We start from the raw sequence: 20,779 nt of genomic DNA on the forward strand, positions 1-20,779 counted from the left end.
GTTTCGAGGGGTGGAGGGGTCGGCTGTGGCGTTTCGGTCGGGTGTGGGGTCCCTAAACCACATGAGGTTTTAACGGGTGGAACGCGTATGCCGGGGTATGGGAATCCTCTCGCGCGCCTCCTACGTTATTCGCTCGAAGCTGAACGCCCTCCTGAATCGAGCGGAGGACCCGACGGAGTCGCTCGACTACTCGTACGAACAGATGCGCGACGAACTCCAGGACGTCAAACAAGGGATCGCCGATCTGACGACCCAGAAGAAGCGGTTGGAGATTCAAAAGCGCAAGCTCGACGAGAACGTCGAGAAGCACAACCGACAGGCCCGCGAGGCGGTCCAGCAGGACCGCGACGACCTCGCGCGGAAGGCCCTCGAGAAGAAAAAGTCGAAGATGGCCCAGATAGAGGAGCTTGAGGGCCAGATCGCCTCCCTGAACAACACCCAAGAACAGCTCGTCGAGAAGAAGAACAAGCTCCAGAGTCGTATCGAGGAGTTCCGCACGAAGAAGGAGACGATGAAGGCCCGCTACGAGGCCGCGGAGGCGTCGTCGCGCGTCTCGGAGGCGATGACCGGCGTCGGCGACGAGATGGAGGACGTGGCCCGTTCGATCGAGCGCGCCGAGGAGCGCACCGAGGAGATGGAGGCACGCGCGGAGGCGATGGACGAACTGGAGGACTCCGGCGCCTTCGAGGACGCGCTCTCGGACAAGGACAGCATCGACCGAGAGTTGGAGAGCCTCTCGACGGACAGCGAGGTCGACGCTGAGCTGGAGACGCTCAAGGGCGAACTCGGGAAAAGCGAGCCGGCGAGCGACACGGACGACGGCGCGACCGACGAGGAGATCGACGCCGAACTGGAAGATATCGAGACGGAGATCGACTCCGACGACCTCGAAGCCGAACTCGACAGCGAGGCCGACGAGGACCTCGACGTCGAACTTGAGGATTCAGAAGTCAACGCGGACGAGCCACGGAACTGACGCCTTACAACGGTCCGCGTTACTTGTCTGTACGCTGCCGGGCGCCGGTTCCCGTCCGGTCCTGTTCTCCGAGCCGAATCTCGCCGCCCGCCATGTCGACCCCGTCGTACGGGTCCTCGGCGAGCAGCAGGGAGCCGTCGAGGTCGGCGTAATCGAGGAGCGGTGCGAGCGCCGCAGCCGCCGCGATTGACGCGTTCGATTCGATCATGCAGCCGCACATCACTTCCAGTCCGTGGGCGCGAGCCGCGGCGATCATCCGCCTCGCCTCCAGCAGTCCGCCCGTCTTCATCAGCTTCAGGTTCGCGATGTCACAGCGGTCGGCGATCGCAGGGATGTCCGACAGCGTGATACACGACTCGTCCGCCGCGATCGGGAGCGCCGAGCGTTCATAGACGAACCGGAGGCCCTCCGGGTCCTCGGCGGGGACCGGCTGCTCGACGAACTCCACGTCGCGGTCGGCGAGCCACTCGCTCTTCGCGACCGCCTCGTGCGGGGTCCAGGCCTCGTTGGCGTCGACGCGGAGGCGAGCGTCCGGCGCGGCCTCGCGGACGGCGTCGATCAGTTCGCGGTCCCGGTCGGTGCCGAGCTTGATCTTGAGTACGGGATAGCCGGCCTCGACCGCCGCCGCAGCCTTCTCGCGGACGCGAGCCGTCTCGTCGAGCCCGATCGTGTAGGAGGTCGCGGGCGCCTTAGAGGGGTCGAGCCCCCACAAGCGGTGGAGCGGGACGCCGAGTCGCTTGGCGGCGAGGTCGTGAACGGCGATGGAGACGGCGGCCCGGGCGGCCGGGTTGTCGCCGATGACACCGGCCATCCGAGATTCGATCTCGTGGATCGCGTGCGGGTCGGCGACCGATTCGACGGCCGAGAGCAACTCAGGAAGCACCGCCTCGACCGTCGCGGCCGTCTCGCCGTAGTGGCTCGCGGGCGCGGCGCCGCCGACGCCGGTCATGCCGCCCTCGTCCGTGATCCGAACGATCACGTTTTCCGCTTCGGTCTGGGTCCCGCGGGAGATGGTGAACGCGTTCTCGAGCGGGAGCGAGACCCGCTCGAACTCGGTTTCGAGGCTCATTCGCCGGCGGCTCCCCCGTCGGCGGCCGCGGTCGGCTCACCCAGCCCCGCGTCGACGATGCCGTCGACGATCGCATCGGCGCCGTCCCGGACCGGATCGGCCGCGGGCACACCGACCGAGTCGCCGAACTCCGTGACCACGTCGGCGGCGGTCGCATCGTCGGCGACGTCCTTGGTGTTGAGCGCCCCGGCCACGATACTCGCCTCCCGAACCGGTGCCGAGAGCCCCTCGTAGAGGTCCACGTAGTCGGAGAACGGGGGGAGCGAGAACGACTCGTAGCCGTGGACCGCCTCGCGTCCAGCGGCGTGACAGAGGACGAGGCCGTCCGCCATCGATCCGTGGAGGATGCCGCAGGTGACCGCCGAGTAGGCGGGGTGGATGATGCTCCCCTGCCCCTCGACGACGAGGAGGTCGTGGTCGTCGCCGATCTCGAGGAGCATGTCCTCGACCGCGCCGGCGGTGAAGTCGGAGATGACGCGGTCGATCGGGTTCCCCCAACCGGCGATCATGATACCGGTCTGGCCCGTCGGGACGAACGCCGCGTCGATCCCCCGTTCGCGCGCTGCCGCGACAATCTCCAGTGAAGCCGTCATCTTGCCGACCGAACAGTCGGTGCCGACCGTGAGCACCACGTCGGCGTCGACGTCGCCGGAGGCGCCCGTCGCCACCGTCAGGTCGTCGTCCGGCTCGCGCACGTCGACGAGGTTGACGCCGTGTTCGGCGGCCAGCGCGGCGAGGTCCTCGTCCTCGTTGAGGAAGTAGTGGAGTCCGCTGATCACGTCGCAGCCGGCCGTGATCGCTGCCTCGACGTCGTCGCGCCACGACTCGTCGAAGCCGCCGCCGATCGGGGCGATCCCGATGTAGAGGGCGTCGACGTCGCCGTCGGCGGCCGCGCGCGCCTCCTCGAACGATTCGACGATCGGCGCGTCCGCCACGTCAGGGACGTGATCGTGCACGCGGTCGCCGGCACAGTCGCGGTCGAGGACGGCCTGTACCGTCTGGTCGCCGTAGCGCATCACGCCGAGTGCGGTCTTCGCTTGGTCTGGGAACTTTTCGTGGGCGAGGATGACGATCCGTTCGTCGCTCATGTCCCAGCGCTCTCTCCGACGGGTGATAAAAGAGTCGGGGCAGATCGGCGGGGCGAACCGGCCCCGGTGAGATAGTCAGACGAGTCGCGGCGTCGGAACGAGACGTTGGCCTCGCGTTAGGCGCTGCCGTCGACGAACTTGTCGGCGCCCTCGTAAAACCAGTAGCCGTTCTCGCGCATCGCGCGGCCGAGCTCCTGGTGGAACTCGACGAAGTCGGCGAACTCCTCTTTCTCGACGCCCTCGAAGATTTCTGCGACGGAGACGACCGTCTCGAAGTCGATCCGAATCGGGTGGTCACCGTACTGCTCGACGTACTCCGCGGCCGTCAGGGGAAAGTCCTCCTCCTCGTTGATCTTCTTCGCGAGCACGGCGTGGCCGTACTGCCGCATACCCTCGCTTCCCTGCTCGCCGTCGGGGTCGTGTGGCCAGTCCATACCCCTCGTTTACGGTGCCACAGGAAAGTCGTTGCGCTCCGACGAACGCGCGGCCGCGTCCCTCGGCGTGGGGGCTTGATCGCTCGCGGCGCCGCCGGACGCATAGAACTACACAAAATGACTATTAATTGAATTGTACCACGATTTATTAACGGTATATATAATTGAAAAACATTTAGGATAAACGCGGCGGACAGTTCAAATGGACCACACTATGAAAGCAGTAGTTTACCAAGGGCCGTACGAGGTAGCCGTAGAAGAGGTAGATGACCCACAACTCGAACACCCGAACGACATCGTCGTCGACATCACGACGTCGTGTATCTGCGGGTCCGACCTCCACATGTACGAGGGTCGGACGGCCGCGGAGGAAGGAATCGTGTTCGGTCACGAGAACATGGGCGTCGTGAGTGAGGTCGGCGAGGCGGTGTCGACGCTCGAGGAGGGCGACCGCGTGGTGATGCCGTTCAACGTCTCCTGTGGATTCTGTCAGAACTGCGAGGAGGGGTACACCGGCTTCTGTACCAACGTCAACCCCGGCTTCGCGGGCGGAGCGTACGGCTACGTCGCCATGGGTCCGTATCCGGGCGGACAGGCGGAGAAACTCCGCGTTCCGTACGCGGACCACAACGCGCTGAAACTGCCCGAAGGGCGCGAACACGAAGACTCGTTCTCACTGCTCGCGGACATCTTCCCGACCGGCTGGCACGGCACGGAGCTGGCTGACCTCCAGCCGGGCGAGTCGGTGGCCATCTTCGGGGCCGGCCCGGTCGGCCTGATGGCCGCGTACAGTGCGAAGATCAAGGGCGCGGCCGAGATATACGTCGTCGACCAGGTTCCGAGCCGACTGGAGTTGGCCGAGGAGAACTGCGACGCCACCGCCATCGACTTCTCCGAGGGCGATCCGGTCGATCAGATCATCGAGACACACGGCGGGATGGTCGATAAGGGCGTCGACGCGGTCGGGTATCAGGCGACCGACCCCAAAGACGTCGACACGGAGACGGAGGACTACTCGTACGACCCCGCCAAGGAGAACCCGGCGGTCGTGATCAACAACCTCATTCGCGTCGTCCGGCCGACGGGCCAGCTCGGCATCCCCGGCCTCTACGTGCCGGAGGACCCGGGTGCCCCGGACGAGATGGCCGCGCAGGGGCGGCTCGGTATCGACTTCGGGAAGTTCTTCGAGAAGGGACTGAAGTGCGGCACCGGGCAGTGTAACGTGAAGTCGTACAACCGCTACCTCCGCGACATGATCATCGAGGGACGGGCCGACCCGAGTTGGGTCGTCTCTCACCGCGTCAGCCTCGACGAGGCGCCGGAGATGTACGAAGCGTTCGACGCCCGCGAGGAGGGCGTGACGAAAGTCCTGCTCGAGCCCTGATCCGCCGAGGCTCCGCCTCGCTGTCCCCGGCTCCGGCTTTTTTCACCCGCGTCGATGCTTAGGTTCGGAGCCACGCCTTCGGGTGTTCGACCCGAAGATGTGACTGATACTGCGTGATAAGTTCCGGATACCCGTCTGCAACGCAGTGCCAACCGCAGTGTTCGCAGAGTCGCTCGACCCCTTCGTCGTCGCTTCGCACGTGTCCCCCCCGCCTGTATACTACCATTGTGTAATACCGCCGCGGCCGTCCACGTCGATGGATACCATACGTCACGAACACTGTTCACTCTATCGGCGCTCCCATATCCTGCCGCTCGGGCGCGTTCGAGCTTCCGAACCCGACTGGCCCGCCGAAACCGGTATGTCGGTTCCGCGCGTTTCGCCCCGTATGTGCAAGTACTGTAACTGGGCGTTCCACGACGGGTGGGGCGAGCTGTTGAAGTACGACGACGTGTATCAGTCGGCGGTCGGCGCCGAGACCGAGTCCACCCACGGGTTCCACGAGGACTGGGACGACCTCCAGGCGGAGCTCGGCATCTGAGTCAGAGCGGGAAGACGTCGGCCGCCGAGGCCTCACTCGGATCGGCCACTGCCAGCTCGTCGAGCTCCCGTCGAATCCGCGTCTCGTCCATCTCGCTGCCGATGAACACGAGTCGTGTGCGCCGGTCGTCGTCCGGCCCCCACTCGCCGATCGGTCCGGCCTGCACCGCGGGTCCGGCCTGACTGACGCCGATGACCTCGTCCGTGCCGGCGACGTTCGCGACGCCCTTGGCCCGGATGATGTCGCCGTCCCAGTCGTCGAGCCAGTCGGCGAACGGCCCCGGATCGAGGGCGTCCGCGGAGCGGTAGACGAACGAGTCGACGCCGTGAGCCGCGGCGGCTCCCTCGGCGTGGTCGTGGCCGTGTTCGTCGCCCTCGCTCTCGACTATCGCTCGTTTCCACCCCGGCGACCGCGAGGCCTCCTCGAAGTCGAACAGGCCAGTGTCGAGCACGGCGTCTGGGGCGACCTCGGAGTAACTGGTGCGGATTCGCTTCGCCCGCGGACCGAGGCGCTCGGCGACCGACTCTATCTCGTCGAGCACGTCGTCGGGCACCATATCCGTCTTGTTCATCACGAGCACGTCACAGAACTCGATCCCTTCGACGAGCACGTCCGCGAGCGGGCGGTCTTCCGCCGGCTCCCCGTCTCCCGGGAGCGACTCGCCGGCGTCGAACTCTTTCCAGAAGCCGTAGGTGTCCAGCACCGTCACCATCGTGTCGAGCCGGAAGCGGTCAGTCGGGTCGACCTCGGAGTCCTCGGTTCCCTCCGTGAACGCCCGCGCGATCGGGATCGGCTCGGAGATGCCCGACGACTCCACGAGAAGGTAATCGAAGTCGCGCGACTCCGCGAGCGCGGCCGCCTCGCTCAGCAGGTCGTCTTGCAGCCGACAGCAGATACAGCCGTTCGAGAGGTCGACGATTCCCTCCTCTTCGTTCTCGCGCGCGACGAGTTCGGCGTCGACGTTCACCTCTCCCATATCGTTCAGGATGACGGCGATCCGCCGGTCACCCGGGTTCGCAAGCAGGTGGTTCACCATCGTCGTCTTCCCGGCGCCGAGGTACCCGCTGAGGACGGTGACGGGAATCCGGTCGTCGTCACTCATACGTGTTACCGTGAGACGTGCCACCAGTATGAAACGATCGATCGGGTGGGTCTTCAGCCACAAAATGTTCCCCGACGGCCGGACCGCACTCTCCTCTGCGCCGCTGAGCCCTCGTTTCGACCGTGGTCATTCCGGCGCGGCGACGAGACGGTACTCGACGAGGCGACGTGAGCCGACCGCGAGTCAGCGCTCGATGCCGCCCTGCGCTTTGATCTGCATGATATGCCGGACGTTCAAGTAGATCTCCTCGGGCGAGGTCTGCTCGTCGGGGTCGTACAGGTCCGACACGCGGTAGAGGATCGCCGAGAGCTGTTTGCTCTCGGAGCTGTCACCGCGGACGTCGGCCGCAACGTCGCGGAGGAACGCTCGGACCTCGTCGTCCGCGGCGAACGCCTCTCCGGCCGCGTCCGCGGCTGATTCCGGAACGGCGGGGTCGACGCCGGCGGCGGCGAGGGGGTCCGCGGGGCCGTCGTCGCCACAGTCACCGCCGTCGCTATCGCGGTCCTCGCTCATCGCTCCTCGCTCACGCTACGGCGGCGCACCACGCCGGCGTTGTTCGCGACGTTCTCGACGATCACGCGGAACGCGTCGGCAGTCTCGCCCTCGTCGAGCACCACCGGCTCGCCGTCGTCGCCGCCGCTCCGGACCGCGGGATCGAGGGGCACGCCGCCCAGGAACGGAAGTTCGTGCTCCTGCGCCAGCGCCTTCCCGCCACCGGAGCCGAATATCTCGTGGAAGCCACCGCAGTCGGGGCATCGGAACCCGGCCATGTTCTCGGCGATACCGAGCACGTTCGTGTCGTGTTTGCCGAACATCCGGAGCCCCTTCACCGCGTCGTCGAGCGCGACTTGCTGGGGGGTGGTGACGATCACGGCACCCGTCAATGGGAGCGTCTGGAGGATTGTGAGTTGGGTGTCGCCCGTCCCCGGCGGGAGGTCCATCACGAGGTAGTCCAGCTCGCCCCACTCCACGTCCTCGACGAGTTGGGTGATGATCTTGTGGACCATCGGTCCGCGCCAGATGACAGGGTCGTCCTCGCCGGTGAGGAAGTCCATGCTCATCAGCTTCACGCCGAAACGTTCGGGCGGGACGATGGTCTCGCCGTCGGTCTTCGGGCGCTCTTCTGCCGACACCATTCGTGGGACGTTCGGGCCGTACACGTCGGCGTCGAAGAGCCCGACGCGCGCGCCGAGTTCCGAGAGCCCAGCGGCGATGTTCACGGCCATCGTCGACTTCCCGACGCCGCCCTTCCCGGAGGCGACCGCGATCACGTTTTTGACGCCCGGGAGGACCTGCTCGTCCGCGTCTAACCCGTCCGGGATCGACGCCGAGAGCGACACGTCGAGGCCGGTGTCGGCGAGCGCGTCCCGGACGTCCTCGGCGATTGCGGACTCGTGTGGCGAGAACGGGGCGCCGAGCGCGAGCGACACGCGGACCTCGCCCGCGCCCTCGTCGACCTCGACGTCGTTCACCAGCCCGAGCGAGACGATATCGCCCCCGAGGTCGGGGTCCTGCACGTTCGCGAGCCGCTCTCGCACGTCCGCTTCGTTCATATCCGGAGGGAGGGCGGTGGGGCGAATAAGGGTTCGGTCAGCCGGTCAGTCGATTCGCGTGCCCGCGGCCTCCCCCCGTAGGAACGATTCGAGCCCCGCGGCGCCGAACACGTACGCCGGCGCGTCGAGCGCCAAGAGCTCCCGCACCTTCGCCGCCATCCCGCCGGAGACGTCGGTCGCGTCGCTCGCGCCGAGCGCCTCAGCGACCGCGTCGAACGAGTCGATGGCGGGGATCACGTCGCCGTCGACGTCGAGGACGCCCGACACGGTCGAGCAGACGCCGACCCGTCGCGCGCCGAGCCCGGCAGCGAGTTCGACGACCAACTCGTCGCCGGAGACGACGGTGACGCCCGCGTCCGCGGTCGCGACGCCGTCGCCGTGGAGCACCGGGACGAACCCCTCTTCGAGCATCGTCGCCGTCGAGGAGAGCGGCAGGTCGAGGTCACCCTCGGCCCCGTCCGGACGAGCCGAGAGCGACAGCGGATGAACCGGAACCGCGGGCACGTCCCGGTCGTGGAGCCGGTCGAGGACAGCCCGGTTCAGCGCCGTCATCGCCGTGTGAACGTCCATCACGGCCGCCGGGTCGTGAGTCCCCGCGCTCGTCGACACGCCGTGCTCGCTCGCGTGGTGGTGGCCGAAGCTCCCGCCGCCGTGGACGACGACGAGTCGATCGACCGTCCCCTCGGCGAGGGCCGCCGCTATCGCGTCGCAGGCGGCGTCGAGAGCGTCCTCGTCGAGCGTTTCGGGCCGTGATTTCTCAGTGATCAGGCTCCCGCCGAGTTTGAGCACGACCGGAGGAGCGGGGTCGTCTTCTCCGTCCGCCCCGCGGTCGGCGGTCACGACTCCACCACCCGGACGCCCTCGGTCGCCAGCTCGGCGCGGAAGGCGTCCTCGCAGCACTGGGTGAACGAGAGCGCGGTCTCGGTCGCATCGCTCGCGTCGAGCGCGACGATGCAGCCGCCGCCGCCGGCGCCCGTGAGCTTCGCGCCGTGAGCGCCCGCATCCCGAGCGGCCCACACCATCGCGTCGAGCGACCGCGCCGAGACGCCCAGCGCGGCGAGCAATCCGTGGTTGAAATCCATCAGTTCGCCGAGCTCGTCGAGCAGCTCAGGTGACGGCTCCGCTTCGGGGGCGGCATCTTCCAGCAGGGCCTCACCGGTCCGGACGACGTCGCCAATCGACTTGACCGTGTCCGCCGCGAATCCGTACTCCTCGCGGAGTTCGCCGACGCCGGCCACTAGTTCGCCGGTGTCGCCGGCGCCGCCGTCGAAGCCGACGACGAACGGGAGGTTCGGCGCCTCGATCGGCTCGCAGTCGTCGCCCTCGACGCGGACCGCGCCGCCCATCGTCGAGCAGAACGTGTCGGCTCGGGAGGCCTGCCCGTCCTGTACCTCGAACTCGGCGCGGTACGCGCGGTCGGCAAGTTCGCGTCGGTCGAGCGGCTCTCCGAGCGCCCGCGTCGCCGCGTCGATTCCCGCGACGACGACGGCCGCCGACGAGCCGAGCCCCGCGCCAAGCGGAATGTCGCTCTCGACGGTGATGTCGAATCCGGCGTTCGGCGCGTCGGCCGCCGCCCGCGCCTGCCGCACCGCGGCGTCGACGTACCCCATCGCGGCCTCGACCAGCGGTGTCGGCACGTCGACGTCGGGCCGGTCGCCAGTCCCGCCGGAGTACTCCACGGTGAATCCGTCGAGTGAGAGGTCTTCGGCCGCGACGCGGACGTGGTCGTCGGCCCGCGGTTCGGCGGTCACGGTTGCGCGCCGCTCGATCGCGGCCGGCACCGCCGGCTCGCCGTACACGACGGCGTGTTCGCCGAAGAGATACACCTTCCCCGGCGCTTCACAGACAGTCATACGACCCTCCTCTCTCCGCGGGCTTACAGGCGTTGCGCTTATCGGCTGGTCGATCCCCAGCTTTTCCATGTCGGCCCTCGTCGCGTGTGTCATGACTCAGCTGTCGTCGCTGCTCGAGGGGTCGATCACGAACTTCGTTCAGAGCGTTTCGGTCGCCATCCCGCGACTGCTCTCAGGGATCGTCTTCATCGCGCTGGCGTACGTGACGGTCCGGATCGTTCTCGCGCTGGTTCGGGGCTCGATTCGGCGGATGTACGTCGGGGACCGGGAGCTCGTCGGGGACCTCATCGTCACGCTCGTGGCGATTTTCCTGTGGTTCGGCGTCGCGCTGACGTTCCTGAAGATCGTCGGGATGGGAGATATCGCGGCGAGTCTCGGCACCGCCGTCGGCTTCATCGCGTTGGGCGTCTCGTACGCGCTCTCCGAGATGATCGAGGACACGGTGGCCGGCGTGTATCTCCTCCGCGACCCGGACTTCAACCCGGGCTATCGCGTCGAAGCGAAGGGCGTGACCGGAACGGTCGCCGCCATCGAACTCCGGAAGACGCGGATCGACACGGACGCCGGCGACCGCATCGTGCTCGCTAATCGCGAGATCGAAGGGCGGTGGACGTACGATAAACCCGACAACGAGGCGGCGTGAGGACTCGGGATCTGGGATCCCTCGTTCACCAAACATTTATTACGGCAGAATGAAAGCTGACAAACATGTCTGACAGTATCGACACCGATGAGGAATCGACGGTGGAAGAGGTGGATCCCGCGGAGATGACGGGGGAAGACGCAGATCCCGCGAGGACGACGGGGGAAGACGCGGACCCCACGGAGACGACAGTCGAGGGCGACAGGACGCTCGCGGCGTTAGCGCACGCCTCCTCGCTCTTCGCGTCCTTTTTAGGACCAATCCTCTTTCTGATACTCGCCGATGACGACGACGAACTCGTCAAACAGAACGCCAAGAACGCGCTCAACTTCCAGATAGTCGTGTTCGTAGCGCTCGTGATATCCGGCCTGTTGACCGTCGTGCTCGTCGGCTTCCTCCTGCTTCCCATAATCGGCGTGATAGACCTCGTGTTGGTCCTGATTGCGACCGTGAAAGCCAACGACGGAGAGGTGTACAAGTACCCGTACACGCCCGACATCATCTGATCGGACGGCGCGTAGCGGACGCATCCGGCGACTCGGTACCGCCGCTCGCGAACTCTTAATACGCGCGTGGTATGCGCACCGCTCTGAACCGGATTCTCTGGGTATGAGTCGCGAAAAGTCGAACTCGACGTCGAGGGCCGTTACAGTTCGTCCTCGAAGTCGTCGAGGGCGAAGACGGTGTCGGTGCCGCGGCGGTCGAGCGTCTCGTTGGCGAGGAGCCAGTAGACGACCGACAGCGCGCGTCGACCCTTGTTGTTCGTCGGGATGACGAGGTCAACGTTCGACAGCTGGTTGTTGGAGTCGCACATCGCGATGACCGGGATGCCCACGGTGATGGCCTCCTTGACGGCCTGCGCGTCGCCGATGGGGTCGGTCACCACGACGACGTCCGGCTCGATGTAGCCGGCGTAGTCGGGATTCGTCAGCGTGCCGGGGATGAAGCGACCCGTGCGGGCGCGGGCGCCGATGGCGTCCGCGAACTTCTCGGCCGGGAACCGGCCGTACTGCCGCGAGGACGTGACGAGAATCTGCTCGGGGTTGTAGTTGGAGAGGAAGTCCGCCGCGGTGCGGATCCGCTGGTCCGTCGTGCTCACGTCGAGCACGTACAGGCCGTCGTCGCGAACGCGGTGGATGAACCGCTCCATGTCCTTCGTCTTCTGCTGGGTCCCGATGTGGACCCCGGCGGAGAGGTAGTCCTCGACCGGAATCAGCAGGTCGACGTCGTCGTCGGGCATGACGTCGTCGTCGAACGGGGAGGCCTCCTCCTCGTCCTCGGCGTCGTCGCCCTCGGCGGTCGCCTCGTCGGGTTCGGCGTCGGCGGGTGCCTCCTCGGCAGCCGCGTCGGCGGTCGGTTCCTCGGTCGTGTCGGCCTCCTCCTCGACCGCCGCGTCGACCGCCTCGGTCTCCGCGTCGTCGTCGAGTTCGACCGCGTCGTTGTCTTCGCTCATGCGTGGTGTGGGTCCGTCATACCGCGTCGTCCGCGATGCGGATCAGTTCGTTCAGCTTGGCAGTGCGCTCGCCGCCGACCGTGCCGGTCTTGATGAACCCGGCATCGGTCGCCACGGCGAGGTGTGCGATGGTGGTGTCCTCTGTCTCCCCCGACCGGTGCGAGATAACCGTCTCGTACCCGTTGCGGGCGGCGAGTTCGACCGCGTCGAACGCGTCCGACAGCGTCCCGATCTGGTTCGGCTTGATCAGGATGCTGTTGGCCGCGCCGACGTCGATCCCCTCGCGGAGACGCTCGACGTTGGTGACGAACAGGTCGTCGCCGCAGATGAGCGTCCGGTCGCCGACCCGGTCGGTCAGCTCCGCGAACGCCTCGTAGTCGTTCTCGTCGAGCGGGTCCTCGACGTACGCGAGGTCGTACTCGTCGACGAGGCCGGCGACGTACTCGATCTGCTCGTCGGTCGACTTGGTCTCGTCGCCGTACACGTACGCTTCCTCGTCGTCGTCGTACAGTTCGGCGGCGGCCATGTCGAGCCCGAAGCGGATCTCGAAACCCACCTCGTCTTCGACCAATTCGACCGCCTCCTCGACGACCTCGAACGCTTCCGCGTCGGAGATCGGGGGCGCCCACGCGCCCTCGTCGCCCTTCGCGGCCGGCACGCCGCGCTCGTCGAGCACGTCCGCGACCGCCGCGTGAACTGCGGCGTTCGCGAAGACGGCCTCCGAGACGCTCGGCGCGCCGACCGGCGCCGCGAGGAACTCCTGGATGTGGGTCGCTTCCTTGGCGTGCTCCCCGCCGCCGACGACGTTGCCGAGCGGGATCGGGAAGTTCTCACCGCGGAACGCGCCCCCGAGGTGCTGGTACAGCGGGGCACCGAGCACGTCGGCGGCGGCCTTCGAGGCCGCCATCGAGATGGCGACGGCGCTGTTGGCGCCGATCGCGGAGAAGTCGTCCGTCCCGTCGGCCGCCCGAAGGGTGTTGTCGACGGCGCGCTGGTCGCCGGCGTACAGCCCTTCAAGCCGTGGAACGGCGTGTTCGCGGGCCTTCGCGATGGACTCGCTGGCGGGCAGTTCGATCGCCTCGTACTCCCCGGTCGACGCCCCGCTGGGCGCCGCCCCGCGGCCGAACCCGCCGGACTCGGTCAACACGTCGGCCTCGACCGTCGGATTCCCGCGGGAGTCGAGCACGCGACGCAGCGAGACGCTGGTGATTCGCGTCATTCAGTTGGACTCCCTCCGGACCGTGAACGGAAGCACGCCCGCGTCGTACTCTTCGGCGGCGACGAGGATGGGCTCCGTTTCGTCCGTCTCGATCAGCACGGGCGCCCCGTAGGACACCTGCAGCGCTCGTGCGCCGAGAATGCGTGCCTTCTCGTATCGATTGTATCGCTGTTCTGACATTGTTACTGGTACGGTGAGACGACGTCGACGAGGTCGCGATGGCTGACCATCATCCGGCGGCAGCAGTGCCGGTCGACCCCGAGGTCGTCGAGCACTTCGCCCGGGTCCTCGTCGCCCTCGCGGGCGCGCTCCTTGAACTCCTCCCAGTGTTCACCGATGACGTTGCCGCACGTGAAACACCGGACGGGGATCATCATGACTGAATCACCTCAGCGGTAGGATTTCTGGTAACGAGCGCGCGCGCCAGGTCCGCCCCACTTCTTGGGTTCGGACTGGCGCACGTCGTTGACCAGCAGCGTGCGGTCGAAGTTCATGTACGCGTCGCGCAGCTCGGCGTCGCTGAGGTGCTGGACGAGACCGCGCGCGATGGCGGTCCGCGTCGCGTCGGCCTGACCACTGAAGCCGCCACCCTCGACGTTGATGTCGATATCGACGCCGTCGCGGAGCTCCTCGCCCGCGATGCGGAACGGCTCCAGCATCTTGAGTCGTGCCTGCTCCGGTTCGACCAGCTCGACTGGCTGGGAGTTGATGCGAACGCGACCCTCGCCGTCGCGCACGGTTGCGCGGGCGACGGCCGTCTTCTTCTTGCCTGAGGTGTTAGTTACCATGTGACGTTGGCTCCCAGTGACTCGGAGATCTCCCCGAGCGTCGTGAACTTGATGTTCGAGAGGCGGTCGAGCGAGGTGCCGTCGAGGACGACGCTTTCGGCGTCCTCGTCGCGCTCGTAGGGGTTGCCCACGTAGACGCGGACGTTCGAGAATGCCTCGCGGCCGTCCTCAGTCTTGTACGGCAGCATGCCGCGGATGGCACGCTTGAAGATCCGGTCGGGGCGCTTGGGGTAGTACGGCCCGCTGTCGGAGCCGAGCTCCGCGCGGGTGTGGTACGTGTCCATCGTCGCCTCCTCGTTACCGGTGATGACCGCGTGCTCGGCGTTGACGACGGCGATCGTTTCGCCGTCGAGGACGCGCTGGGCGACCTTCGACGAGACGCGACCGAGGATGCAGTCGCGGGCGTCGACGACGACGTCCGCGTCAATCTTCGCGAGACTCATCGAATCACCCGGACGTTGCTCCCTTCGGGGTTCTGTTCAACGTACTGTTCAAGCGTCACCGCTTCGCCGGCCTGGTCGATCTTCGTGCGGGCGGTTCCCGAGAAGTCGACGGCGGCGACGGTGACGTTCTTTTCGAGCACACCGCTGCCCAGCACCTTGCCGGGGACGACGACCGTCTCGTCTTCCTGAGCGTACCGTTCGATGCGGCCCAGGTTGACCTCAGCGTGCGTGCGCCGTGGCTTCTCCAGTCGGTCGGCGATATCCAGCCATACGTTGGCACCGGAATCACGCGAGACCGACTTCAGATCGGCGATGAGATTCTGTAGTTTCGGATTCGTCTTGCTACTCATAGCTGTCCCTCCTGTGTTGGAGAGTTAGTAAAAACGGAGTGCAGGGAGCAGGATTTGAACCTGCGGACCTCTACAGGACAGCGCCCTGAACGCTGCGCCGTTGGCCTGACTTGGCTATCCCTGCGTGCACTCCTGGGTAATCCGGCTCCCTTCAAACCACTTTCGGTCCCGCCGTCGGCGGGGCGACCCGACGCGGCGTCGGATCGGGGTCCGGCGCCGCGGCTCCGTGCAGGGGCGAGCGCCGGTCGCGTGATTTGAAGGTCCGTCATTACGTTAGACCGCGACTTTCGTCTGTAGTTCGTCCGCGCGCTCCTCGATGGACTCGATCGCGCGGAGCAGCAGTTCCTCGACGCTGAACGACCCGTCCGTCTCGATGTGGAAGACGAACGCGCCGGGGACATCCTCGACGCTGACCTCCTTCCCGGGGAACCGTTCCGAGAGGTCGTTGTCGAACTCGTCTGTGAGCTCTATCGAACCGTCGGGCGTCTCGATGACACCGCGGAGGATCCGCGGTTCGTCGTCGTCGAACTCGCCGAGGTCTCCCTCGACCGAGACGCGCTGGAGGTGACGGTACCCGACGGAGACGCCGCCCTGATGTTTGGCGTGCTCCTTGCCGGTGTTCAGCACCGCGTCCGCCTCGAACTCCAGCCGCTGTCCCTCTTTCAGCTCGATGATCGGCACGTTGTCGTCAGCGACTTCGACGATCGGGTCGGAGCTCTCGATGTCGCCGGAGTACGCCGTCGCCGGTCCTTCGACGTCGAGCGCGAGGGTAACCTCGTCGCCGACCTCGAAGTCGTCGAGCGGCGTCGTCAGGGGAACGAGCCCCAGCCGAAGGCCGATCATCTCGTCGAACATGACGGAGGAGTTCTCGACGAACCGGACGGTGTCGATCGAGAACGTCGGGACGTCGGCGATCATCGCACGGCGGATGCCGTTCGCGAACGCCGGCGTGAGCCCACGGATCAGCACCCGCGCGCTGCGTTCGTCCCGTTCGACGTACTGGACGTCGAATTCGTCTTCCGTCATGTCAGACTCGCTTGTTCTTGGGCGCCTTCGTCCCGTCGTGCGGGATGGGCGTGACGTCCTCGATCCGGCCAATCTCGACGCCCGCACGCGAGAGCGCGCGGATCGTCGCCTGTGCACCGGGGCCGGTGGACTTGTTGAGGTTGCCGCCGGGGCCGCGCACGCGAACGTGCACGCCCTCCAGACCGGCATCCTTGACGCGCTCGGCGACGACCTCCGCCATCTGCATGGCGGCGTACGGCGACGCCTCGTCGCGGTTCTGCTTCACCACGGTGCCGCCGGACGACTTGGCGATCGTCTCGGCGCCCGTCTCGTCGGTGACCGTGATGAGCGTGTTGTTGAACGACGCGTACACGTGGGCGATGCCCCACTTTCCGTCCTCGGATTCACTCATGGTTGGTTACTCCTGTGACTCCGCGCGCTCGGGGTGGAGATCGTCCGCGAGCGGGCTCGTCTCGTCGAAGGCGATGGCGCCTTCGTCGTCCACGTCGACCTTCACCGAGGGGCGCGTGACGCGTGCGCCGTTGACGGTGATGTGGCCGTGAACGATGAACTGGCGGGCCTGTTGGGTCGAGGACGCGAATCCCTGCCGGTAGGCGACCGTCTGAAGACGGCGCTCGAGCAGGTCGGTCACGTCCAGCGAGAGGACCGCGGAGATGTCGTCGTTGTCGCCGAGGATGCCGATGCGGCGAAGTCGCGCGACGAACTCCGCGCCGGCCTCCTGGGCGGCGTCGACGTCACCCTGGGCCTCGCCGAGCAGGCGACGCGCCTCGCGTCGCATGCTACGCAGCTCGGACTGGGCGCGCCAGAATTCCTCTTTGTTTTTCAGGCCGTACCGCGAGAGGAGGTCGGACTCCTCGGCGATGCGCTCGCCCTGGTACGGATGGTTCGGCGTCTCGTAGCCCTTCGTGTTCTTACCGGTACTCATTCGTCGTCAGCCTCCGCTTCTTCCGCCATCTCCTCGCGGATCTCCTCGACATTGACGCCGATGGTGCCCTCGGACCGTCCCGTGGACTTCGTGCGCTGGCCGCGTACCTTCTGGCCGCGCTTGTGGCGAACGCCTTTGTACGATTCGATGACCTTCATCCGGTTGATGTCGTGGCGGCGCTTCTCGTTGACGTCGGTGCCGACGAGGTGCGTCGTCTCTCCGGAGTAGAAGTCGTTCTGTCTGTTCGTCATCCACGACGGGACGTGGTCTTCGAGGTTCTCGGCGATGTCAACCACCGCGTCGATGTCATCCTCGTCGAGGAGACCGAACGTAGAATTGCGGTCCACGTCGGCCTTCTCGGCGACCAGCCGCGCCGTGCGCGTGCCGATGCCGTCGAGTTCGGACAGGCTTCGCTCGACCGTCTTCGTCCCGTCGAGGTCAGCGCCCCCGATCCGGACGAAGTATTGGAGGTCTTCCTCCTCCTCCGGCGAGTCGTCCTGTGATTCTTCCGTGCTCATGTGTTGGTTGTGGTGAGTCCTACCGGCGCGAATCCGGCGGTACTCGGTCCGTTCGAGCGTTGCGGCGGGGATTCGAACCCCGGAGGCAGTGACGCCACAGAGTTAGCAACCCTGCGCCTTGGGCCAGGCTTGGCTACCGCAACCCGCGTTGTATCATCGCCCTCGTGGACTCGGGACCCGACGCCCCTGCAGTTCGTGCATCAGTACGGTTCCGCTTTCGCTACTTAAACATCACGGAAGGCTCGGGCGAGTGTGGTCCGTTCGCACGGGTGTCAGCGGGTAACGTGGAGAAAACCGGACTTTCATAGAGGTTCCGTTTTCCGTACTGTTTAGTTGGTGCCGCGGGAGGTCCGACTCATGAAAGCAGTCCAGTTCGATTCTCACGGCGATCGCGACGTCATCGAATACGACGAGTTCCCTGATCCCGAACCGAGTCGCGGTGAAGTCGTCATCGATGTCAAGGCGGGCGCGCTGAACCATCTCGACATCTGGACGCGTCGCGGGATGCCCGGAATCGACCTGGAGATGCCTCACATCCCCGGTAGTGACGCGGCCGGCATCGTCGAGAGCGTGGGCGAGGGCGTGACGCGATTCGCGCCCGGCGACCGTGTCGCCGTGAGCGCCGGCGTCTCCTGCGGCGAGTGCGAGTTCTGTCGCCACGGCGAGGAGACGCTGTGTCAGTCGTTCCACATCATCGGCGAACACGTGCGCGGGGTCCACGCAGAGAAGGCGGCCGTCTCGGCAGAAAATCTCGTCACGGTCCCCGCGGGCGTCGACTGGGAAGTCGCCGGCTCCGCCTCGCTTGTCTTCCAGACCGCGTGGCGAATGCTCCAGACCCGCGCCGACATCGAGGCGGGCGAGAAGGTCCTCGTGCTCGGCGCCTCCGGAGGCGTCGGTCACGCGGCCGTCCAGATCGCCGACCACGCCGGCTGTGAGGTGTTCGCGACCGCCTCCACTGAGGAGAAGCTCTCGCACGCCGAGTCCTGCGGCGCAGACCACGTCATCGACTACGAGACGAACGACTTCGCCGAGGAGGTCGCCGAACTCACCGGGAAGCGCGGCGTCGACGTCGTGGTCGACCACGTCGGCGCGGCGACGTACCCGAACTCGCTGAAGTCGATGGTGAAGGGCGGACGACTCGTCACCTGCGGGGCGACTACCGGCCCCAATCCCGACGCGGGACTCAACCGTATCTTCTGGAACCAACTGTCCGTCATCGGGTCGACGATGGCGACGCCCGGCGAGGTCGACGACGTCCTCGAACTGGTCTGGGACGGCACGTTCGAACCGCGCGTCCGCGAGACGCTCCCGATGAGCGAGGCCGCGCGCGCCCACGAGATGATTGAGAACCGTGAGGGCTTTGGCAAGGTAGTGGTTAAACCCGATAGTGAGTTCTGAGACCGACGCCGACGGGACTACCGACGGTGGCTACGTCCACGTCCCGGGGGGAGACGACGGCGAGCGTTCGGTCACCGAGGAGTCGACCACCGACGGCTTCGGTCGGAGAGGGTGGGCGCTGACGGCAGTGCTGTTCACCTGCGTCCTCGTCATCCCCGGGATCATCTACCTCAACCCCTACGCCGCGGGCTGGTTCGGGCTCCCCTTCTTCGCCACGTACCTCGCGCTCCCGCTCGTCCCCGCAGTCCTCCTCGGTCTCGTCGCCGTCTGGTCGATGACCGCGGCCACGCGGGACCGGTAGCGAGGGCGGCGGCTCAGCCCCGGACCGTTCGCCGCCGGTCGCCGACTGGAGCGCCGAACGACAACCGTTTTGAACGACACCCGCGCAGTAGCGATATGTTGATTACCGTCTCCGGCCCGCCGGGAAGCGGGAAGAGCACGAACGCCGCGGGGCTCGCCGATCGGCTCGGCATGGATCACGTCTCCGGGGGCGACATCTTCCGCGAGATGGCTGCCGAACGCGACATGACGCCGGTCGAGTTCAACGAGTTCGCCGAGGAGGACCCCCAGTTCGATCGTAAGCTCGACCGTCGCCTCCGCGAGATCGCCACGACCCGCGACGGCCTCGTCCTGGAGTCGCGACTCGCGGGGTGGCTCGCGGCCGAGCAGGCCGACTTCCGCTTCTGGTTCGACGCCCCGCTCTCGGTCCGTGCCGAGCGGATCGCCGAGCGAGAGGAGAAACCCGTCGACCGCGCGCGAGCCGAGACCAAGCGCCGCGAGGACTCCGAGGGGAAGCGGTACGACGAGCTGTACGACATCGACATCGACGACCTCTCCATCTACGACGCGGCGTACAACACGGCTCGCTGGAGCCCGGACCGTTTCCTCGACGTGCTCGTCGCGACCGTCGAGGCGTACGACCCCACGACCGACGAGGGGAAGGCGCCGGTCGAAGGCGTGCGCTACGACTTCTGAGATACAGACCACACGGTGTCCCACATGACCGACACAGCCGACGACGTTCCCGAACCCGCGGACGACCCGCTCCGTGCCCCGCCCGGCGAGCGGTCGGTCCCCGAACTGCTCCGCTTCGGCGTCGTCAACGTCGACAAGCCCGCCGGCCCCTCCTCCCACCAGCTCTCCGCGTGGGTTCGCGACGCGATCAACGACGCGCTCGACGAGTTCGACCCGGAGGGCGAACCGATCGATGGCGTCGCCCACGCCGGCACCCTCGATCCGAAGGTCACCGGCTGTCTCCCGACGCTCACCGGCGACGCGACCCGGGCGGCGCAGGTCTTCCTAGAGGGTGGCAAGGAGTACGTCGCGGTCCTCGAACTCCACGGGTCGCCCCCGGGCGACTTCCGCGAGGTCGTCGGCGAGTTCGAGGCGGAGATATACCAGAAGCCGCCGCGGAAAAGCGCCGTGACCCGCCGGCTCAGGACCCGCACGATCCACGCCCTCGACGTGCTGGAAGTGACCGACCGCCAGGCCCTCCTCCGGATTCGGTGTGAATCGGGGACGTACATCCGAAAGCTGTGTCACGATATCGGCCTCGCGACGGGCGTGGGCGCCCACATGGGACACCTCCGGCGCACCGCGACCGACCCGTTCGACGACGGCGACCTCCACACGTTACAGGACCTCGTGGACGGACTCACGTGGGCGCTCGACGGCGACGAGTCGCTGCTCCGCGAGGTCGTTCGGCCCGCGGAGGACGCGCTGGTACATCTCCCCTCGGTCACGGTCGCTCCCTCGGCCGCGCGCAACGTCGCCACCGGCGCGCCGGTGTACGCGCCCGGCGTCATCGACGCGGACCCGGAGGCCCGATCGATCGACGCGTCCGCGAGGGGCGACGACCGACCGCTCATTGCGTGCCACACGCCCGACGGCGTCGCGGTGTGTCTCGGTCGGCTCGTCGGCGACCCGGACGCCGACTCCGGCGTCGTCGTCTCGCTGGAACGCGTCCTTTTATAATCGCGTCGTCGCGGGTCGCCGTCGTCAGTGACGGCCCGAATG

General features: G+C 66.8%; 28 protein-coding genes and 2 tRNA genes. 9 read left to right on the plus strand and 21 right to left on the minus strand.

The window, feature by feature from the left end:
* Positions 1–97: 97 nt before the first annotated feature.
* Complete coding sequence (locus tag ACNS84_RS13260) at positions 98–976, plus strand: PspA/IM30 family protein (RefSeq protein WP_435075348.1); 879 nt, start codon at positions 98–100, stop codon at positions 974–976.
* 19 nt (positions 977–995) lie between these two features.
* Here ACNS84_RS13260 and ACNS84_RS13265 read toward each other — a convergent pair whose 3' ends face one another.
* The 3 genes from ACNS84_RS13265 to ACNS84_RS13275 form a co-directional block, all read right to left on the minus strand.
* Complete coding sequence (locus ACNS84_RS13265) at positions 996–2,045, minus strand: dipeptide epimerase (protein ID WP_435075349.1); 1,050 nt, start codon at positions 2,043–2,045, stop codon at positions 996–998.
* A complete protein-coding gene (locus ACNS84_RS13270; RefSeq protein WP_435075350.1) occupies positions 2,042–3,133 on the minus strand; it encodes an N-acetyltransferase DgcN family protein in 1,092 nt (363 codons plus the stop codon). The genes ACNS84_RS13265 and ACNS84_RS13270 overlap by 4 nt, the downstream gene beginning before the upstream one ends.
* A gap of 116 nt (positions 3,134–3,249) precedes the next feature.
* Positions 3,250–3,567, minus strand: coding sequence for a DUF5785 family protein (locus ACNS84_RS13275; RefSeq protein ID WP_435075351.1), 318 nt, complete (start codon positions 3,565–3,567; stop codon positions 3,250–3,252).
* A 214-nt stretch (positions 3,568–3,781) separates the two neighbouring features.
* Between ACNS84_RS13275 and ACNS84_RS13280 the strand changes: the two genes are divergently transcribed.
* Together ACNS84_RS13280 and ACNS84_RS13285 are read left to right on the plus strand one after the other, a co-directional pair.
* The gene (locus ACNS84_RS13280) at positions 3,782–4,951 is read left to right on the plus strand and encodes a glutathione-independent formaldehyde dehydrogenase (protein ID WP_435075601.1); all 1,170 of its coding nucleotides are present in this window, start codon (positions 3,782–3,784) and stop codon (positions 4,949–4,951) included.
* A 388-nt stretch (positions 4,952–5,339) separates the two neighbouring features.
* On the plus strand, positions 5,340–5,492 hold the full coding sequence (locus ACNS84_RS13285) for a hypothetical protein (RefSeq protein ID WP_004046465.1): 153 nt from the start codon (positions 5,340–5,342) through the stop codon (positions 5,490–5,492).
* Between the two features lies 1 nt (position 5,493).
* On the opposite strand, the gene ACNS84_RS13290 is transcribed toward ACNS84_RS13285, so the two are convergent.
* The 5 genes from ACNS84_RS13290 to mvk form a co-directional block, all read right to left on the minus strand.
* Entirely contained in the window at positions 5,494–6,594 is a 1,101-nt protein-coding gene (locus ACNS84_RS13290; RefSeq protein ID WP_435075352.1) for a CobW family GTP-binding protein, read from the minus strand.
* A 183-nt stretch (positions 6,595–6,777) separates the two neighbouring features.
* A complete protein-coding gene (locus ACNS84_RS13295) occupies positions 6,778–7,107 on the minus strand; it encodes a DUF7976 family protein (RefSeq protein WP_435075353.1) in 330 nt (109 codons plus the stop codon).
* Positions 7,104–8,147, minus strand: coding sequence for an Mrp/NBP35 family ATP-binding protein (locus ACNS84_RS13300; RefSeq protein ID WP_435075355.1), 1,044 nt, complete (start codon positions 8,145–8,147; stop codon positions 7,104–7,106). Before ACNS84_RS13300 ends, ACNS84_RS13295 begins: the two co-directional genes overlap by 4 nt.
* A gap of 45 nt (positions 8,148–8,192) precedes the next feature.
* A complete protein-coding gene (locus ACNS84_RS13305) occupies positions 8,193–8,987 on the minus strand; it encodes an isopentenyl phosphate kinase (RefSeq protein ID WP_435075356.1) in 795 nt (264 codons plus the stop codon).
* Positions 8,984–10,000, minus strand: coding sequence for a mevalonate kinase (gene mvk, locus ACNS84_RS13310; RefSeq protein WP_435075357.1), 1,017 nt, complete (start codon positions 9,998–10,000; stop codon positions 8,984–8,986). Before mvk ends, ACNS84_RS13305 begins: the two co-directional genes overlap by 4 nt.
* A gap of 91 nt (positions 10,001–10,091) precedes the next feature.
* Here mvk and ACNS84_RS13315 point away from each other — a divergent pair, with 91 nt between their 5' ends.
* Positions 10,092–10,643 carry a mechanosensitive ion channel domain-containing protein gene (locus ACNS84_RS13315; protein WP_435075358.1) on the plus strand — a complete coding sequence of 184 codons (552 nt, stop codon included), beginning with the start codon at positions 10,092–10,094 and terminating at the stop codon, positions 10,641–10,643.
* A 125-nt stretch (positions 10,644–10,768) separates the two neighbouring features.
* On the plus strand, positions 10,769–11,149 hold the full coding sequence (locus tag ACNS84_RS13320) for a DUF4870 domain-containing protein (RefSeq protein WP_435075602.1): 381 nt from the start codon (positions 10,769–10,771) through the stop codon (positions 11,147–11,149).
* Between the two features lie 140 nt (positions 11,150–11,289).
* Here ACNS84_RS13320 and rpsB read toward each other — a convergent pair whose 3' ends face one another.
* From rpsB to ACNS84_RS13385, 13 genes are all read right to left on the minus strand, one after another.
* The gene (gene rpsB / locus ACNS84_RS13325; RefSeq protein WP_435075359.1) at positions 11,290–12,096 is read right to left on the minus strand and encodes a 30S ribosomal protein S2; all 807 of its coding nucleotides are present in this window, start codon (positions 12,094–12,096) and stop codon (positions 11,290–11,292) included.
* A gap of 16 nt (positions 12,097–12,112) precedes the next feature.
* Positions 12,113–13,315, minus strand: a complete 1,203-nt coding sequence (gene eno / locus ACNS84_RS13330; protein WP_435075360.1) for a phosphopyruvate hydratase — start codon at positions 13,313–13,315, stop codon at positions 12,113–12,115.
* A complete protein-coding gene (locus tag ACNS84_RS13335) occupies positions 13,316–13,495 on the minus strand; it encodes a DNA-directed RNA polymerase subunit K (RefSeq protein ID WP_435075361.1) in 180 nt (59 codons plus the stop codon).
* Positions 13,496–13,497: 2 nt separating this feature from the next.
* Positions 13,498–13,692, minus strand: a complete 195-nt coding sequence (locus tag ACNS84_RS13340) for a DNA-directed RNA polymerase subunit N (protein ID WP_123112492.1) — start codon at positions 13,690–13,692, stop codon at positions 13,498–13,500.
* 12 nt (positions 13,693–13,704) lie between these two features.
* Positions 13,705–14,103 carry a 30S ribosomal protein S9 gene (locus ACNS84_RS13345; RefSeq protein ID WP_144923182.1) on the minus strand — a complete coding sequence of 133 codons (399 nt, stop codon included), beginning with the start codon at positions 14,101–14,103 and terminating at the stop codon, positions 13,705–13,707.
* The gene (locus tag ACNS84_RS13350; RefSeq protein ID WP_435075362.1) at positions 14,097–14,546 is read right to left on the minus strand and encodes a 50S ribosomal protein L13; all 450 of its coding nucleotides are present in this window, start codon (positions 14,544–14,546) and stop codon (positions 14,097–14,099) included. Before ACNS84_RS13350 ends, ACNS84_RS13345 begins: the two co-directional genes overlap by 7 nt.
* On the minus strand, positions 14,543–14,896 hold the full coding sequence (locus ACNS84_RS13355; protein ID WP_435075363.1) for a 50S ribosomal protein L18e: 354 nt from the start codon (positions 14,894–14,896) through the stop codon (positions 14,543–14,545). The genes ACNS84_RS13350 and ACNS84_RS13355 overlap by 4 nt, the downstream gene beginning before the upstream one ends.
* Before the next feature lie 39 nt (positions 14,897–14,935).
* Positions 14,936–15,020 (minus strand) — tRNA-Leu (locus ACNS84_RS13360).
* Positions 15,021–15,169: 149 nt separating this feature from the next.
* The gene (locus ACNS84_RS13365) at positions 15,170–15,922 is read right to left on the minus strand and encodes a DNA-directed RNA polymerase subunit D (RefSeq protein WP_435075364.1); all 753 of its coding nucleotides are present in this window, start codon (positions 15,920–15,922) and stop codon (positions 15,170–15,172) included.
* Position 15,923: 1 nt separating this feature from the next.
* Entirely contained in the window at positions 15,924–16,313 is a 390-nt protein-coding gene (locus tag ACNS84_RS13370; RefSeq protein WP_004046448.1) for a 30S ribosomal protein S11, read from the minus strand.
* Between the two features lie 6 nt (positions 16,314–16,319).
* Positions 16,320–16,847: a 30S ribosomal protein S4 gene (locus ACNS84_RS13375; protein ID WP_435075365.1), complete on the minus strand. Its 528-nt coding sequence runs from the start codon at positions 16,845–16,847 to the stop codon at positions 16,320–16,322.
* Complete coding sequence (locus tag ACNS84_RS13380; protein WP_435075366.1) at positions 16,844–17,365, minus strand: 30S ribosomal protein S13; 522 nt, start codon at positions 17,363–17,365, stop codon at positions 16,844–16,846. Before ACNS84_RS13380 ends, ACNS84_RS13375 begins: the two co-directional genes overlap by 4 nt.
* Before the next feature lie 57 nt (positions 17,366–17,422).
* Positions 17,423–17,508: transfer RNA gene (locus tag ACNS84_RS13385), tRNA-Ser, on the minus strand.
* A gap of 214 nt (positions 17,509–17,722) precedes the next feature.
* Here ACNS84_RS13385 and ACNS84_RS13390 point away from each other — a divergent pair.
* The 4 genes from ACNS84_RS13390 (at position 17,723) to ACNS84_RS13405 (ending at position 20,737) form a co-directional block, all read left to right on the plus strand.
* Complete coding sequence (locus tag ACNS84_RS13390; protein ID WP_435075367.1) at positions 17,723–18,763, plus strand: zinc-binding dehydrogenase; 1,041 nt, start codon at positions 17,723–17,725, stop codon at positions 18,761–18,763.
* Positions 18,753–19,064, plus strand: coding sequence for a DUF7977 family protein (locus tag ACNS84_RS13395; RefSeq protein WP_435075368.1), 312 nt, complete (start codon positions 18,753–18,755; stop codon positions 19,062–19,064). The genes ACNS84_RS13390 and ACNS84_RS13395 overlap by 11 nt, the downstream gene beginning before the upstream one ends.
* Positions 19,065–19,159: 95 nt before the next feature.
* Positions 19,160–19,738, plus strand: a complete 579-nt coding sequence (cmk, locus tag ACNS84_RS13400) for a (d)CMP kinase (RefSeq protein WP_435075369.1) — start codon at positions 19,160–19,162, stop codon at positions 19,736–19,738.
* 24 nt (positions 19,739–19,762) lie between these two features.
* Positions 19,763–20,737, plus strand: coding sequence for an RNA-guided pseudouridylation complex pseudouridine synthase subunit Cbf5 (locus tag ACNS84_RS13405; RefSeq protein WP_435075370.1), 975 nt, complete (start codon positions 19,763–19,765; stop codon positions 20,735–20,737).
* The last annotated feature ends 42 nt before the right edge of the window (positions 20,738–20,779 follow it).

Source organism: Halorubrum wangae (genome assembly GCF_051194135.1).
Taxonomy (GTDB): domain Archaea; phylum Halobacteriota; class Halobacteria; order Halobacteriales; family Haloferacaceae; genus Halorubrum.